Genomic DNA, 14,535 nt, shown 5'->3' with positions numbered 1-14,535 from the left:
TTTTCCCCACCAACGTCATTTATTGTACAACCTCTATTTTCGGCACACAGCGATTCCGAGCGGATGTGTGAGTACGTCCGTTGGGAAATCGGCTGGTTCGATGAGGGCACTTTTTTGCCCATAATACTGGACGTCTTTGTATTGGGTAAATAAGGCTTTGAACTCTGAAGGCTTTAGCTGATGGACATGGAATTCCTGACCACTCGGGATACCACGCCCTTTTCCGAATGGTGTCGATATGATCAGTGTGCCTCCTGGCTTAAGCATTGAAAAAATATTATCCATAAATTGTTCTTCTTCGTGAATATGTTCAATCGTTTCAAAGCTCAGGATCACATCAAACATTCCGAGCTGTTTGACAATGGCTGGATCTGTCACGTCTCCTTGCACAAAGCTGGACAAAGGATGATAATAGGTCGCCCGTGCGTACTCAATGGTCGCTCGATCAATATCTACACCAACAATTTCATCAATATGAGCTTTACGACGCTTGGCGATAATGTGCGTGCCATAGCCAGTGCCACTAGCGAAGTCAAGTATGCGTCCCTTGGCATATGACGCGGAAAAATGATACCGCGCAATATGTTCTATTAATAGCTCATTTAAAATGTTCATGTTGTCTGGGATAACCCGTTCGCCAGTATCTTCAAGCACATCGTTCACCTTTTCTTTTCCAAGAGCATCATCACGCTTATTTGTTGCTACTCTCAATTATAGATTTTCAAAAAACACACGAAGGACGTCAGCACCGCCAATAAAGGTACCAAGCGAGCTGCCGATATTTGCTAAAACAACGATTAACAGAATGCGTGTAACGCGGTTGTTCCAGAACCCTTTGACTGTATGAACGTCGTCTGATAAATTTTCAAAATCAGCGACGACAGGTTTTTTCACAAAGGTCTGAACAATACCTGCAAACCACCCTGCCGCCATCAACGGATTGAGCGATGTGATCGGGGCCACGATAAATGCCGTCAAGATCGTTAACGGATGACCGAGAGCGACAAGTGCACCAAGTGCTGAAAGGCTGCTGTTCCACAAAATCCAGCTTAACGTTTGATCAGCGGCTGCGGATGGATTGGTCATAAACGTATACACAATTAAACTTATAATTAGAATCGGGATGGACCAGCCGATGATTTTCGGTACCTTTGATTTAGGTGGTCGCTTCGTTAGCTGAGTTAAATCATGCTCCTTGTGTATTTCTTTTGTCACGCCTGGAACGTGCGCTGCACCAAGTACGGCAACAATCTTATCGCCGGGCGCGTTTTTGATTTTCTGTGCCAAATATTGATCACGTTCATCAATGAGCGGCGTTTTCAAACGCGGAAAGCTCACTGTAAACTCTTGTAGCATCGCATCGAGCATATCTTGGGTTTTCATTTTTTCCAGTTCTTCTTCAGTAATGTCTTCTTGGACAAAAATGCTTCCGATCACCTGCATCAAAAGCTTTGCCTTCCCCATCAAGCCGACATTTCCCCATATACGGGAAAAGGTGATTTGGATATTGCGATCAGCAAGAACCAATTCGGCATCAAGTGCTTTTGCCGACTCAATGCCTTGAATCATTTCCTGACCAGGATTAATGCCGAATTGTTTTGCGATACGCTTTTGAAAGGACGATATGATTAAGTTCATAAGGAGTAAGGTCGCACGCTTTTCCTTTATAACCTTAAAAATATCCATTTCCTTCCACTTATTACCTTCTTGGATAGATTGATAACGCTGTTCGTCCAGCTCCACACAGACGGAATCAGGCGTTTCTCGCTCAATAACCTCTTTCACCTGTTCAGCACTGTGCCGCGATACGTGGGCCGTACCAATCAAGATAATTTCTTTACCATCCAGCTCGAGCCGGGTTATATTTTCTTCTGACATATATGACCTTCCTTTACAACTGACCGGACAATCGCATCTGGCAGCATAGATTCAGATTCAATGTTACGTATTATGTATCATATCATATTTGAGGCGCTCGCTGTTAAAGGCGCGGATGATCGCAAATAAATGTGTGAACGTGTATAGAAAAGCAGTGCTAAAAAGCTCGCCCCAAGCTTAGGGCGAGCCTCATTGATCGTGTTACGCCATCCAATTTGGTGGGGTATTTTTATCCCAATACACATCACCAATCGTATGGTGGTTTTCGAAATTGTCATCCTGTAAATGATAATGGAAGTTGAACCAATAGCCTTCTTGAGGTCGGTTATCTCTGCGAACGTGGAAGCGAGCAATGTCTTCTTTCGTACGTTCGTCATACACATTAAAAATCATTTCACCGAGTCCGCCAGTTGGCTGCTCTGTAATGCTATAATAAGGAATATTCTCAGTCCCTGCTTCTTGTAATAGACCGTCAAGGACCTCTTCTATTTTAGGTAAAATATCAGTTGTGAAATCTAAATCAATGCGATCCGCGATTTTCGGACCGAGCTTCGTAATTGTCTGAGTCTTGGCCTCGTTTACGATCGAGCGCGCAAACAATTCATTCGCATCCTGTAGGCCGGATGTTGGTTGTAATGCTTCCGTTGATTCGGTTCGCGGTAACGCCTGAGCAGTATGTCCCGCATCCTCTATATGGTTTGCACGAACAGACTTCTCAGAGCCCGTTTTAGAAGATACTTCGCCTTTGTGCTCATCATGATCAACAGTGAGCGGTGATTGTGGAATATATAAACCTAGTGTTAAAACCGCAATAAGTGCAACAAATATTTTTTGCATCCATCGTTTCATAGGCAGATTCCCCTTTAGCATCTCTCCTTAAATTTTATCACGATTAAGGCAATTTTTCCACAACTTTATTGGGATTTATGAAATGGTTTTCATAGATTGATGCTGTATGTTTTATTGTCTCCTCGAGATTGGAACTGCTTATTATGTTTCGTTGTTTTTAACATCTCATATATTACTGGTTCCCTAGAACGTTTAGGCCTCCCTTCCTATTGGTTTAAAATTTTCGTCGCTTACAATAAACCTAACAATTAAAATGATATGTTTATTTAAAATATATACCCTAGCATGTACCGCTGTATGCTACCATTCAAGCAAAAGGAAACGGCTGCTACCAATACAATGAGGTTAAAGGTGGGTGGCAATGGATGCTGCTCGACTTAAAAAATGGTCATTGCTCTGTTTTGTGCTTTGTATTCTAATTTGGATCCCTAATATCGTATTTTCTGTTTCAAGTCCGCTTTGGCTTTTAGTTTATATCGTCGGACCAATTGGTATTGCGTTTGGTGCTTTAGGTAAAAGCATTATATTGCCAGTTTTAAATGTCATCATGACATTTAGTTTTTATATCGTCATGTTTTTAGGTTATCTCTTTGAATCTTAGAAATGTCTTTTAACGTAATTGACGCAACATAAAAGATGCCCCTCGACGGTGGCATCTTTTCACGTTTACGACGTTTTGAGTTGAGTTATTTATATGACATCTATTCATAAGCGAAAGCTCGAACACTTGCTTGAAGCCGTTCCACTTTACAGTCTGTTTACTCCAATGACAGCTCTTCTCCATCTACTGTTTCAACGTAAAAGCTCTTCCCATCCAGGGCCCCTTTTTCTACTGATATATAATTTCGTGGCATGCGATCTGGGTTCGATTCATCAGGACCATCTTCATCAAAGGATACAACAATTTTGATTAAGTTTTCGTCAACGATCTCCAGTTTTTCTGTGTCAGCACTGTAGCCACCATACTTTTCATCCCCAATTTGCCATAGGAGTACATCTTCTTCCTCCCAATCAAACGTATCTTCAAGGTTGGCAGGGTGGTCTTCTGCTGTATAGTACCATACACCAGGTTCTGTTTGTCGCTTTGGAGAGCCAAAGAACCAAGTGACTTGCGTAAATGACACTTGTTCTGAGGCTGACTTCGGTGCAACGCCTTTTGAGTTCTCATCTCCTGAAGCGTCGTCTTCTTCTTTTTCAGCTTCATCATTTTCATCAGTCGTCTCGGTGTTGTCGGTGTCACTCTCATTCTCAGGCTGATCATTATTTCCAGAAGTCGTTTGTGAATCATTGCTATTACCTGTGCCGTCCGTCTTTTCAGCATCGTCCCCGCCAAAGCAGCCTCCAAGTAAGGCGACAATAAGTATTGCCATACCGAATAATCGTATGTAACGCCCCATCTTCATATGAAATCTCCTCCGTGATTAAATGTGTTAAATATAACAGACCTTATACAAACGTAGGGAATTTTAACCATTTTTGTCATCTCTATCATCATATCGAAGGATTACAAAAATTGCGTGAACCTTTAGAATCATTTTTCGGGTTAAAAATCATACTTTTAGACTATAAAAGATTGTAGATAACATAAAAATTAAATTCTTATTTTACTTTCATCTGAAGAAATGATTTGATTAAATTGAATCTTAATAACGCCATACGTGTTTATTTATCTTTTGACATATCACCGCAGGTCTCTTTTCATCATGAATAATCCCAAAAACAGATTAATATAATGGACTATGCATGTGGACAGACTGTTGGAGGGTAAAACGATGAATGTGTCTCTAGTGATGATTGTATTAGTGAGTGGCTTATTGATAGCGGGCATTATGATGCTGAACATTAAATATCGACATCGTCTCCCTGTTATGACAGGGATGATGATCGCTATGACTGTAGGCATGGGTGGCGGTCTTTTAGTCGGGCTTATCTTAGGGATTACGTTGTCTGATGCCTATTTTGAAGCGACGGTGTGGGGGATGCTGATTGGCATATGTCTTGGTTTTGTTTCAGGTATTTTCTCTAGCTTAATAGCTGTGCTTGATGGGATTATGTCTGGTTTAATGGGTGGCATGATGGGGACCATGCTCGGTGCGATGATTTCACTTGAATATGCGGATGCCATGACCAAGGTGATGTTCTTTTTGTTTGTCGGTTCATTGTTCACGCTTATGTATATGATGGCCGAGCAATTGCAGCATAAAGGTATCATTCGCTGGCTATCACCGCTTACAATGAGTGGCGCCATCGCAGGGCTGTTTATTTTGCTTGAATCATTCGACACGATGTTTTAATCGGATCATTTAAAAAAAGCGAGACTAGGACAAAAAAGGTTAACCAAATAAAGAACAATACGACCGCTCAGGAAATATACTTCGCTTTCCGCGGGCGGCTGGTGAGCCTCCTCGTGCTAACGCACTGCGGGGTCTCGCCTAGGCCTTTCCTCCCGCCGGAGTCTGCGTATATTTCCTGAGCTAATGTAGAGCTTTGTTCGTGTTTTGCGTTAAACTTTAAGTACATCCCAGTCCCGATCCATATTCAAATAAACTTAATGGCAGAACTCATACATTTGTTCAAATTGTTCATCGCTTAAGTTCGGATGCACGTCCTTCATAAATGGTACCATCTCTTCATATCCCCAGTCGTCATTAGATCTGTTGGATTCGTTAGATGTGTCATCATGGGCAAAGACGATACCACCCATACCAAATAGAAGTAATGATGTGAAAACAAGAGCTGTCACTTTTTTCTTCATGATCCTTCCTCCCTTCAATTGCTTACTTTAAGGGTAATCAATAAATGTGAAGAAATGATCAAGATTATGTGACCAACTAGAAACAGATGCTGTCATGATTCCTGATTTGTCCATTTATAGCCAACGCCCCAGACGGTTTTAAAGTGGTCGTCGACCGGAAACCCTGCGACACGAATCTTTTCCCGTACGTTGCGGACGTGAGAGTCAATCGTTCTGCCACCAGTATAGGAATCGAGTCCCCAAATTAATTCAATGAGCTTTTCTCTGGAGAAAACCTGTTCCGGGTTTTTCATTAAATACCCGACCATTGAAAATTCTTTTGGTGTCAGTTTAATTGGCTCATTTTTAAATGAAAGGGTGAAAGTCGTTTCATTCCATACGAGTCCATTAAGCTCTACTTTTGTTTTTGACCCGCTGCGCCGAAGAACGGCCTCTATTCGCGCTAACAATTCTTGTTCATTTAATGGCTTCGTTATATAATCATCCGCCCCTAGCTTCAGCCCTTTCACAATATCTTCATGCTGATCCAGTGCCGTAATCATAATAATTGGAACGTCAGATATGGTACGGATTTTTTTTCCTAACGTCCAGCCATCCATTTCCGGCATCATGACATCCAACAAGACTAAATCATAGACATATGATTCTAAATGGTCCAATGCCTCTAGCGAATTGGACATTTTTTTACACGTGTATCCGTGTGGCGCTAAATACAGCTCTAATAAATCAAGCATCCGTGGTTCATCATCAATTAAGAGCACCTTTGTCATGTGCCGATCACTCCTTTTTCAATCGAATAAAGACCGTCGTCCCATTGCCTCGGTCACTTTCAATGTCAATTGACCCTTGATGTGCTGTCATAATTTCTTTTGCAATCGCGAGACCAAGTCCTGTACCGCCACTTTTTCGTGAGCGTGATTTTTCAACACGATACAGCCGCTCAAACACATGAGGAAGATCCTCCTCTGGAATGCCTTCACCGTTATCCGCAATCGCTATGGTGACAGTATTTGTTTGATCAGCGACAGTGAGCGAGACTTCCCCACCACTATCTGTATGTTTAAGTGCATTATCTAACACATTCATCAATACTTGCTGAAAACGATCCGAATCAACAGCAACCTCGGTATCGAAATTACAATCGACCTCCAAAGCAATGTCTTTTCTTGCGAAGGCAGGCTCCATGCGTTCGGCCACCGTAGTTACGAGCTGACATAACACAATTCGTTCACGGCGGATGACGAATTCATTTTGATCAAGCTTTGCCAAATCAAACAAATCCTTGATTAATCGCGACATGTGTTCACTTTCTTCATGAATAATGGATGTAAAGCGATCAACATTGTCAGGAGATAAGTCTTGCTTATGCAAAATATCCGCATACCCTTTAATATACGTTAACGGTGTTCGGAGCTCGTGAGAAATACTGGACAAAAAGTCGTGACGTGCCCGTTTCACCTGCTCTAAATCATTAGCAAGCGTCGTTATCGCTCGAGCGAGATCGCCCAGTTCATCGTGACGCTCAGTATTCAACGTGACCTTTGGCTTGCCAGTACTAATCTGTTCAGTCGCTTCCTTCATTTTAATCAATGGCTGTGCAATGAGCTCAGATAAAATAAATGCAATGATTACCGTTGCACCAAGCGTTATAATGCCAATCAAAATAAACTGACCGGCGAGCTGTCCAATCATATTTTTCACTAGATTGGTCGATGCAAACATGTACACATGTCCTTTGTGTGTGCCGTCAATCGTTATGGGACTTTCTGTTGCAATAAATGCGACGTCCTGCCAATTGCTTTCAACAACCTCACCTTGTTGAGGAACACCCTCGTGTTCACCTTGTGCAATGATCGCCGCCATTTCTGGTTCTATAGCACCCGATGCCGTGGTCACTTCACCCGTTTCATCAGTAATGACGACGGTGTATTCAGAAGCTGACTCCATAATGCCGACATGCTGTAAAGTAGACTCATCAAAATGATCCTCTAGAACATCGCGGTGCGTATTTCCCCTTGCAAGCAAGCTCTCCATGACTTCATCGATGCGATCATCCGCCAGGTTATAATATAAAACGAAAAACAAAAATGTCTCAATGAGCAGCATAAATACTAAAAATAACAATCCGATTTTGAGCGATAATTTATTGAACATAACAACCCTCTTTTAGTTCCAATACGTCATTGTATCTAAAACCCCTATAAGGATAAGAACTACGCCAGCGACGCGCTGAACGATCGCCCCAACCTTTCGACTACGCTTTAATATGACACCACTTGCACCAAAATACCATATTAAAAAGATGACGATCAATAAAGGCAGTGACGTGCCGATGCCAAAAATTGCAGGTAACACAGCCCCATAGGGGGATACAATGACGACAGGCATTAATGTAAACATAAACAGCATAAACATCGTCGGGCAAAAGGCGAGTGTAATCGTAAACCCTAATAAAAAGCTCCCGATAGAGCTATCATTAAACCGTTTGACGTTTAACCGCCCGATTGACCATGACCATTTCATTTTCAATAAACCGACCATAAACAAACCGATGACGATTAATAATGGTCCGATTGCCTTTCGCAGTGACGGCAGCATCAACGTCAATTGTTGATAGATGTCTTGACCGAGCCACCATATGAACAGCCCTAATCCAGAAAAAGCGACAAGCTTACCAACGATAAACATTGTGACATGCAGCCACGGGACGTTTTGCGTTAACGACCGATTGCCATATATCGTAATGGCACTCACATTTCCCGTCAATTGACACGGTGCAACCGCCCCAACTAAGCCGAGGAAAAGTGCGAATAAGAGCGGCAAATGCTCAAAGCCATACGCTAACTCCATAACTGATCCAATTAAAGCATTGCTGATCTTATTAAACAGATCGAACATGAATCATCCTCACCCCTTAGCTTACTATACATCTCTCAGTGAACACACATGTTAACTGATACATATGCATAATCTGTGCAGACGCCCTCAATTTACATCATACATACCTTATTAAGCGTTCAAATTATACATTGGTACAGTTTGTTTGTTAGAATGAATATCAAATCATACAAAGGTGTTGATATAAAGGATGCAATTATGGACAGCTTATAAGCGCACATCCCTTGTTATAAAGATGACCATCGGGTTCGCACTCGGTATCATCGTCGGACTTTTATTTGGTAATGAGGTGACATTTCTTGAGCCTCTCGGAACACTTCTCATTCATTTATTAAGCTTAATTGCGATACCGGTTATTTTTTTGACGGTTGTTTTAGCCGTAGACAGCATGAATACGAAGCAGCTCGGCCGAATGGGTGGTAAACTATTACTCTACTATATGGCTACGACCGCTGCAGCCGTTTTAATTGGTCTCGGTCTTGCCCTGTGGATTAACCCTGGCGAAAACCTGACACTACCAGATGCCCAGGTGGAACAGCCAGAGACACCGTCTTTTTCGGATGTACTGCTACAAATTGTACCGAAAAATATATTTCAGGCATTTACAGCTGGTGATTTAATGGCAATCTTGTTTATTGCTGTGATCATTGGCATTGCCATTTCTGTCATGAGGTATTCAACAGACAAAAAGACGAACGAATATGGCGAGCTATTGAATACGTTCTTTACCGCATTGAACGATATGTTCTTCAAGATTTTACAAGGCATCCTCCTGTATGCGCCTATCGGGGTATTTGCGATCAGTGCAACATCGTTTGGCGGTCAAGGCTGGAGTACGCTCGCATCACTTCTCCAGTTTGTCGCTGTGTTTTATATCGGTATTGCCTTGTTAATGTTGCTTGTGTATACAGCGTTTTTAAAGGTATCAGGGTATTCAATCCGGCAATTTGTAGGGCAAACAAAAGAGGCTTTTCTGACAGCCTTTTTCACATCGAGCAGTATTGCTACGCTACCGATTGCAATTGATGCCGCTAAAAAAACCGGCGTATCTGAAACGACTGCGAACTTTTCATTACCGTTAGGTGCGGTGTTTAATTCGGATGGTGGTGCGTTGCGCATGGGGGTCTCACTCGTATTCGCCGCCAATATAACCGGGTTAAACTTATCAGTGACCGACTTTCTTGTCATCGTGTTAATTGGTACGCTGCTTTCTGTCGGAACGGCCGGGGTGCCCGCAGCTGGATTGGTCACGTTGTCCGCTGTTTTAGCTATGTTCAACCTGCCACTTGAAATCGTCGCACTCATCGCTGGTGTCGATGCCCTTATCGGCATGGCAGGAACCGCCTCGAATGTGATGGGTGATATAATCGGCGCCGCTGTGGTAGACCGCTCAGAAACAAAAAAGCAATTAAAAGCCTCTTAACGGATAGAGCACGGAAGGCTTAGTTGAAGTGAAAAAAGGTTGCCTAGAACACGTGTCTGGGCAACCTTTTTTCATTTACTTTGCTTTCAAGAGGCGTAGAGCGTTGAGAATGACGAGGATGGCAGCACCCGTATCGCTTAAAACAGCAAGCCAGAGCGTTAACCAGCCTGGGAAAATGAGTGCAAGAGCAGCGAATTTAATGATGAGCGAGAACCAGACGTTTTGCTTTATAATACGTAACGCCCGCCGACTTAGCCGAATGGTATGTGGCAGCTTTTCTAAGTTATCTGCCATCAAAACAATATCCGCTGTCTCCATCGCTGTATCTGTCCCCGCTCCGCCCATCGCAATGCCAAGGTCAGACGTTGCAAGTGCGGGCGCATCATTTATGCCATCACCGACCATGGCGACTTTAAAGCCCTCATGCTGCAATTGTTGAATCGCACGTACCTTATCCTCTGGGAGTAACCCCGCAAAATAGCGATTAACATGGGCGACTTGGGCAATATTTTTGGCTGTGTTTTCTTGATCACCCGTCAGCATCACGAGTTGTTTAACACCACTTTGTTTAAGCGCATCAATTGCGTTTACTGTCATTGGGCGTATCGTATCAGCAACCGCAATGACGCCAAGTATCGTTCTATTTGTTCCGACGATAACGATCGTTTTACCTTGCCGCTGCAAACCTTCAACCGTTCCTTTTACATCAGCAGGCAGATTCTCCAGTTCAATAAACAGCTTTTGATTACCAGCATAATAGACGTCGCCAGCAATCGTTGCTTGCACGCCTCGACCGGGTAGATTGGTAAACAACGCACCTGCTTTTGCTTGAATACCTTCGTCACGGGCATGGGTGACGATCGTTTTAGCTATTGGATGTGTTGAATATTCCTCAAGCGTTCGCGCAACAGCGAGCACATCTTCATGCGTACCACAAACCAGCTTCACGTCTGTCACATCAGGCTTGCCCTCTGTGAGTGTTCCTGTTTTATCAAAGGCAATCGCATCAATATGACCGGCTTTTTCCAAAAAGGTTCCACCTTTAATGAGAACACCTTGCTTGGCGGCATTGCCAATGGCTGAGACAATTGCAACCGGTGTTGAAATGACGAGCGCACATGGGCAGGCAACGATTAAAAGGGCTAACCCTTTATACGCCCAATCACTCCATGCTCCGAAACCGAATAATGGCGGTAGGACAATGATTGCAAGTGCCAAAACAAAGACGATCGGCGTATAAATCGCGGCAAATCGATCGATGAATGCTTGAGTAGGCGCACGTTGTTCCTGCCCGTCTTCAACCATGTGAATGATTTTCGAGAGCGCCGTGTCTTCAGCAAGCTTCGTCACTTCGATATCGAGCGATCCGCTTTCGTTGATTGTGCCAGCGTATACAATGTCACCAACCGTTTTATCAACAGGGATTGACTCCCCCGTAATGGGGGCTTGATTCACACTCGTTACACCCGCAAGCACCTTGCCATCAAGTGGGATACGGTCCCCAGGCTTTACAACGATCTCATCACCGATCGCAATGTTTTCGACAGCTTTTTCTACAAGTCCGTCAGCTGTTTTAACCCATGCTTTTGATGGTGCCATATCCATTAAGCCACGAATGGACTGCCGCGTCTGTTCCATTGATCGGTCCTGCAGCACATTACCTAAGGCAAATAGCCAGACAACCATGGCCCCTTCCAGCCATTCTCCGATAATGGCAGCGCCAATGACGGCCATTGACATGAGCACATTCATGTCGAGTGAACGGCTTTTAATCGAGTAAAAAGCCGCTTTAACCGGTTTGCGTCCGCTGATCACCATGGCTGTCGCAAATAGAAGAGCCACCATCCAATCAGGCGTCGCCATATATTGACCAACCAAGCCCGCTGCAATAAAAATGCCAGATAACATGATCGGGGCATAGCCGGTTTTTTTAGTAATGGACTGAGTGGATTCCCGATGATGTGTCACAGGGATCGCTGTATAACCAAGCTTCCCGACCTCAGACACAATTGCCTCATCACTTAACGTATGCGCCAGCTTCATTTGTCCGGTTGAAAAATACACATGGGCAGCTTGTACGCCTGATAACGCACTTAAATGCTTTTCAATGCCTTTTGCACAATTACCACAGTCCATGCCGTCTACTTGATACGTCTTCATACCTGGTGTTTCGCTTGTTGCTTTGGCATGGTTTTTATCGATAGAATTTTTTTGATCTAGGGAAACATTTTCACAAATGTGGGACTCTGTTTCACTACAGCACGTCGTTATTTCTTTTTCTTCTTTGCTGCAGCAGCTTTCAGTCTCTCTTGGTGTATGTTCCTTTGCCACACACCTCACCTCCTATTCATCATCAATTTGCCGGTCACAAGACATGACACCTGTTTGCACGTCCATTAAAACGTCATCAAACATATTCAGTAAATGGCGAACCTTGTCATTAAGCAAACGATAATACATATACTTCCCTTCTTGTCTTCCTACAATTAAGCCACACCCGCGTAAACAGGCGAGGTGTTGTGAGATGCTCGACTGACTCCCGTCAACGTCATCCATAATTTGTGAGACGGTTTTTTCCTTATCCTTTATACTGTCCAATATTTGAATCCGAATTTTATTAGAAAATCCATGTAGGAATTTCACTTTTAGATCGAGGTCTTGTGTTGCCAACTTACACCCTCCTATATATTAGAAAATGCTAATACGACATCATATTATCTTTTTATAATATGTGTGTCAACTCATATATGTAAATGAGGCACATAAAAAAACGCGTTAGACACTTGACCTTAAAACAGGTCTTTTTCAGCATCCACGCGTTTATATCATCGTTTTGATCTTTACCATAGCACCGAACAAAAAACACCCACTTTATCTTTCTTCAACCGTAATCGATCCATTATTCGTTGTGAGCTTCACTTGATTGTCGCCATCGCCATACAGCTTACTACGACCATCTTCGCCGAATATATCAATTCGACCGTTGTCTGTATGTGCGTCAATCATCGCATTTGTTGGCTGTTGAGCAGTCTCGACGACAATTCGACCGTTATTTGTTTTTAAGTTGATTTGACGATCTAAGTCAGCTGTAACAAGTGTGACAGAGCCATTCCTTGAGCGACCGGTCACCTCACCCAAGACATCTTCCATATATATTTTTCCATTATCGGTCTCAGCGTGTACACGATTTGTTGTAAGGTTTGCCAGTTCGATTCGGCCATTATCGGTATCCACATGAACATCTTTAACAATAAAATGATCAATGCTAATATCCCCATTGTTATTTTTAACCTCTAGTGATTCATAAGCTTTTTCTGGAAGAGATATGATGAGTTCGTTATTATTAAAAAAGTTAAAATCAAAATTAAATAGCTTAAATCTTTCTCGTTTCATTTTGACAGACAATGTATCTTCGCTCACTTCTACGGTTAAGCGATCTTCACGGCCTTTTCTGACTTTACCCGTCCATTCAACAGTCGCTTGAGCATTATCAGCGATCTTCTTAACAATGACCTGCTCGTTCACACTCGCTACGTCAATCGTTGTCACATTTTCCACATTGACTTGCTCGTTCTCAGTAGCGTCTTCATCAGCCATAACGGATTGGAACGTCATTAAACTACCGATACCACCAATCACAATAAAAATAAGTGCAACAACAACGAACCACTTCACACTACGCATTGGTCATGCCTCCTTTTACAAGTCTCACATTGAAATGCAAGTATTTAACGAATCCTTTTATCAGTAGACGTGTTACATAGTACATCCCAATTCCAAGCAGAATGCCGAAACCGGCCAACAATAAGGCGAAGAACAGATCGAACCATAAAAACATGTCCGGGTTAAAGACCGCACTCGTAATGACGAGTATAGGGGTTGCAACGAACGATACGCCTGTCATCCAGCCACCAAAGATAATCCCAACAACGCCTATGAACGGTCCGAGGACAATGACGAGGTTAAAAAATCCTAGCCCGATGACAGCCCATACAGCACGAAGAATGTTGCCCGTTGACATGTTGTCATTCACTTTTTCTAAATGATGGGTTGCGTGTAGTTCTTTGGCGATCTGCTCTGGCTGGCCGAGTGCTTCTGCAATATCGTGCTCTGTCTTGCCTTCTGCGAGACCGATGGCAAAATGCTCTTCAAAGTCTTGAAGGATATCTTGTTTTTCAGCTTCAGACATGCCATTTAATGATGCTTTCAGCTGCGTGAAAAACGCTTCTTTAGTCATGATTTACACCTTCTTTTATAATATGGTTAACCCCTTGAGAAAAATCAGACCACTCTTCAATTAACGCCCACATGTTTGATCGCCCCTCTTCTGTTAATTGATAGTATTTACGTGACGGCCCTTCTGTTGATTCCTGCAAATAAGTTGTGACATAGCCTTCTTGCTTAAGCTTTCTGAGTAACGGGTAGACAGCCCCCTCTGATATTTCAATTTGTCCTGATATTTCTCTGACCAATTCATAGCCGTAATGATCACGTTTATTCAAAAGGGCAAGGACACAAATATTGAGGACGCCTTTTTTAAATTGAATGTTCATGCAGCCACTCCTTCCTACACGGTTTATCTATTGTTCAATGTATAGTACTTGTTTATGTTTAATACGTTGTTACGAACAGCATATCAGACAGTACTATATAAAGCAAGGTAGTGAGTGGTATCTTTTTTAGATAAAAAATCTTGTAATTGTCAAAAGGATTTACTTTAGCTAGTGCACCG

16 protein-coding genes are annotated in these 14,535 nt (G+C 42.8%); 3 read left to right on the top strand and 13 right to left on the bottom strand.

Annotated features, from left to right (window positions below):
• Positions 1–33: 33 nt before the first annotated feature.
• The 3 genes from HPC67_RS10750 to HPC67_RS10740 all read right to left on the bottom strand — a co-directional run bounded on the left by HPC67_RS10750 (position 34) and on the right by HPC67_RS10740 (position 2,727).
• Positions 34–711, bottom strand: coding sequence for a class I SAM-dependent methyltransferase (locus HPC67_RS10750; RefSeq protein WP_343327832.1), 678 nt, complete (start codon positions 709–711; stop codon positions 34–36).
• Positions 712–1,878 carry a TraB/GumN family protein gene (locus HPC67_RS10745; RefSeq protein ID WP_217587687.1) on the bottom strand — a complete coding sequence of 389 codons (1,167 nt, stop codon included), beginning with the start codon at positions 1,876–1,878 and terminating at the stop codon, positions 712–714. It lies immediately after the preceding gene.
• Positions 1,879–2,079: 201 nt separating this feature from the next.
• On the bottom strand, positions 2,080–2,727 hold the full coding sequence (locus HPC67_RS10740) for a YpjP family protein (protein ID WP_217587685.1): 648 nt from the start codon (positions 2,725–2,727) through the stop codon (positions 2,080–2,082).
• Positions 2,728–3,088: 361 nt separating this feature from the next.
• On the opposite strand from HPC67_RS10740, the gene HPC67_RS10735 reads away from it, so the two are divergent.
• Entirely contained in the window at positions 3,089–3,328 is a 240-nt protein-coding gene (locus HPC67_RS10735; protein WP_217587683.1) for a hypothetical protein, read from the top strand.
• Positions 3,329–3,485: 157 nt separating this feature from the next.
• Here HPC67_RS10735 and HPC67_RS10730 read toward each other — a convergent pair whose 3' ends face one another.
• Positions 3,486–4,130: a hypothetical protein gene (locus HPC67_RS10730; protein WP_217587681.1), complete on the bottom strand. Its 645-nt coding sequence runs from the start codon at positions 4,128–4,130 to the stop codon at positions 3,486–3,488.
• A gap of 369 nt (positions 4,131–4,499) precedes the next feature.
• On the opposite strand from HPC67_RS10730, the gene HPC67_RS10725 reads away from it, so the two are divergent.
• Positions 4,500–5,021: a hypothetical protein gene (locus HPC67_RS10725; protein WP_217587679.1), complete on the top strand. Its 522-nt coding sequence runs from the start codon at positions 4,500–4,502 to the stop codon at positions 5,019–5,021.
• Between the two features lie 254 nt (positions 5,022–5,275).
• On the opposite strand, the gene HPC67_RS10720 is transcribed toward HPC67_RS10725, so the two are convergent.
• The 4 genes from HPC67_RS10720 to HPC67_RS10705 form a co-directional block, all read right to left on the bottom strand.
• Positions 5,276–5,482, bottom strand: a complete 207-nt coding sequence (locus HPC67_RS10720) for an FAD/FMN-containing dehydrogenase (protein WP_217587673.1) — start codon at positions 5,480–5,482, stop codon at positions 5,276–5,278.
• A gap of 92 nt (positions 5,483–5,574) precedes the next feature.
• Positions 5,575–6,252: a response regulator transcription factor gene (locus tag HPC67_RS10715; protein WP_217587672.1), complete on the bottom strand. Its 678-nt coding sequence runs from the start codon at positions 6,250–6,252 to the stop codon at positions 5,575–5,577.
• A 7-nt stretch (positions 6,253–6,259) separates the two neighbouring features.
• Entirely contained in the window at positions 6,260–7,636 is a 1,377-nt protein-coding gene (locus tag HPC67_RS10710) for a sensor histidine kinase (protein WP_217587671.1), read from the bottom strand.
• A 12-nt stretch (positions 7,637–7,648) separates the two neighbouring features.
• Positions 7,649–8,380 carry a sulfite exporter TauE/SafE family protein gene (locus HPC67_RS10705; RefSeq protein WP_217587667.1) on the bottom strand — a complete coding sequence of 244 codons (732 nt, stop codon included), beginning with the start codon at positions 8,378–8,380 and terminating at the stop codon, positions 7,649–7,651.
• 190 nt (positions 8,381–8,570) lie between these two features.
• Here HPC67_RS10705 and HPC67_RS10700 point away from each other — a divergent pair, with 190 nt between their 5' ends.
• Positions 8,571–9,803: a dicarboxylate/amino acid:cation symporter gene (locus HPC67_RS10700; RefSeq protein WP_217587665.1), complete on the top strand. Its 1,233-nt coding sequence runs from the start codon at positions 8,571–8,573 to the stop codon at positions 9,801–9,803.
• A gap of 75 nt (positions 9,804–9,878) precedes the next feature.
• Here the strand turns inward: HPC67_RS10700 and HPC67_RS10695 are convergent, their stop codons facing one another.
• The 5 genes from HPC67_RS10695 to HPC67_RS10675 all read right to left on the bottom strand — a co-directional run bounded on the left by HPC67_RS10695 (position 9,879) and on the right by HPC67_RS10675 (position 14,356).
• Positions 9,879–12,134: a heavy metal translocating P-type ATPase gene (locus tag HPC67_RS10695; protein WP_343327831.1), complete on the bottom strand. Its 2,256-nt coding sequence runs from the start codon at positions 12,132–12,134 to the stop codon at positions 9,879–9,881.
• Positions 12,135–12,146: 12 nt separating this feature from the next.
• Positions 12,147–12,473 (bottom strand): ArsR/SmtB family transcription factor, encoded by a 327-nt coding sequence (locus tag HPC67_RS10690; protein WP_217587664.1) that lies wholly within the window; start codon positions 12,471–12,473, stop codon positions 12,147–12,149.
• 201 nt (positions 12,474–12,674) lie between these two features.
• The gene (locus tag HPC67_RS10685; protein WP_217587659.1) at positions 12,675–13,487 is read right to left on the bottom strand and encodes a DUF4097 family beta strand repeat-containing protein; all 813 of its coding nucleotides are present in this window, start codon (positions 13,485–13,487) and stop codon (positions 12,675–12,677) included.
• Positions 13,480–14,040 (bottom strand): DUF1700 domain-containing protein, encoded by a 561-nt coding sequence (locus tag HPC67_RS10680; RefSeq protein WP_217587657.1) that lies wholly within the window; start codon positions 14,038–14,040, stop codon positions 13,480–13,482. The genes HPC67_RS10685 and HPC67_RS10680 overlap by 8 nt, the downstream gene beginning before the upstream one ends.
• Positions 14,033–14,356 carry a PadR family transcriptional regulator gene (locus HPC67_RS10675; RefSeq protein ID WP_217587656.1) on the bottom strand — a complete coding sequence of 108 codons (324 nt, stop codon included), beginning with the start codon at positions 14,354–14,356 and terminating at the stop codon, positions 14,033–14,035. The genes HPC67_RS10680 and HPC67_RS10675 overlap by 8 nt, the downstream gene beginning before the upstream one ends.
• Positions 14,357–14,535: the final 179 nt, after the last annotated feature.

The sequence above is a fragment of the Lentibacillus saliphilus genome, assembly GCF_019093865.1.
Lineage (GTDB): Bacteria > Bacillota > Bacilli > Bacillales > Amphibacillaceae > Lentibacillus_B > Lentibacillus_B saliphilus.
This window is presented reverse-complemented; position numbering and strand designations above follow the sequence as displayed.

Excerpts from the sequence above, each read along its gene's own strand:
- HPC67_RS10680 (WP_217587657.1), bottom strand. The coding sequence starts at position 14,040 with ATGACTAAAGAAGCGTTTTTCACGCAGCTGAAAGCATCATTAAATGGC.
- HPC67_RS10740 (WP_217587685.1), bottom strand. The coding sequence starts at position 2,727 with ATGAAACGATGGATGCAAAAAATATTTGTTGCACTTATTGCGGTTTTA.
- HPC67_RS10700 (WP_217587665.1), top strand. The coding sequence starts at position 8,571 with ATGCAATTATGGACAGCTTATAAGCGCACATCCCTTGTTATAAAGATG.
- HPC67_RS10720 (WP_217587673.1), bottom strand. The coding sequence starts at position 5,482 with ATGAAGAAAAAAGTGACAGCTCTTGTTTTCACATCATTACTTCTATTT.
- HPC67_RS10710 (WP_217587671.1), bottom strand. The coding sequence starts at position 7,636 with ATGTTCAATAAATTATCGCTCAAAATCGGATTGTTATTTTTAGTATTT.
- HPC67_RS10705 (WP_217587667.1), bottom strand. The coding sequence starts at position 8,380 with ATGTTCGATCTGTTTAATAAGATCAGCAATGCTTTAATTGGATCAGTT.
- HPC67_RS10745 (WP_217587687.1), bottom strand. The coding sequence starts at position 1,878 with ATGTCAGAAGAAAATATAACCCGGCTCGAGCTGGATGGTAAAGAAATT.
- HPC67_RS10685 (WP_217587659.1), bottom strand. The coding sequence starts at position 13,487 with ATGCGTAGTGTGAAGTGGTTCGTTGTTGTTGCACTTATTTTTATTGTG.
- HPC67_RS10725 (WP_217587679.1), top strand. The coding sequence starts at position 4,500 with ATGAATGTGTCTCTAGTGATGATTGTATTAGTGAGTGGCTTATTGATA.
- HPC67_RS10735 (WP_217587683.1), top strand. The coding sequence starts at position 3,089 with ATGGATGCTGCTCGACTTAAAAAATGGTCATTGCTCTGTTTTGTGCTT.
- HPC67_RS10675 (WP_217587656.1), bottom strand. The coding sequence starts at position 14,356 with ATGAACATTCAATTTAAAAAAGGCGTCCTCAATATTTGTGTCCTTGCC.
- HPC67_RS10730 (WP_217587681.1), bottom strand. The coding sequence starts at position 4,130 with ATGAAGATGGGGCGTTACATACGATTATTCGGTATGGCAATACTTATT.
- HPC67_RS10715 (WP_217587672.1), bottom strand. The coding sequence starts at position 6,252 with ATGACAAAGGTGCTCTTAATTGATGATGAACCACGGATGCTTGATTTA.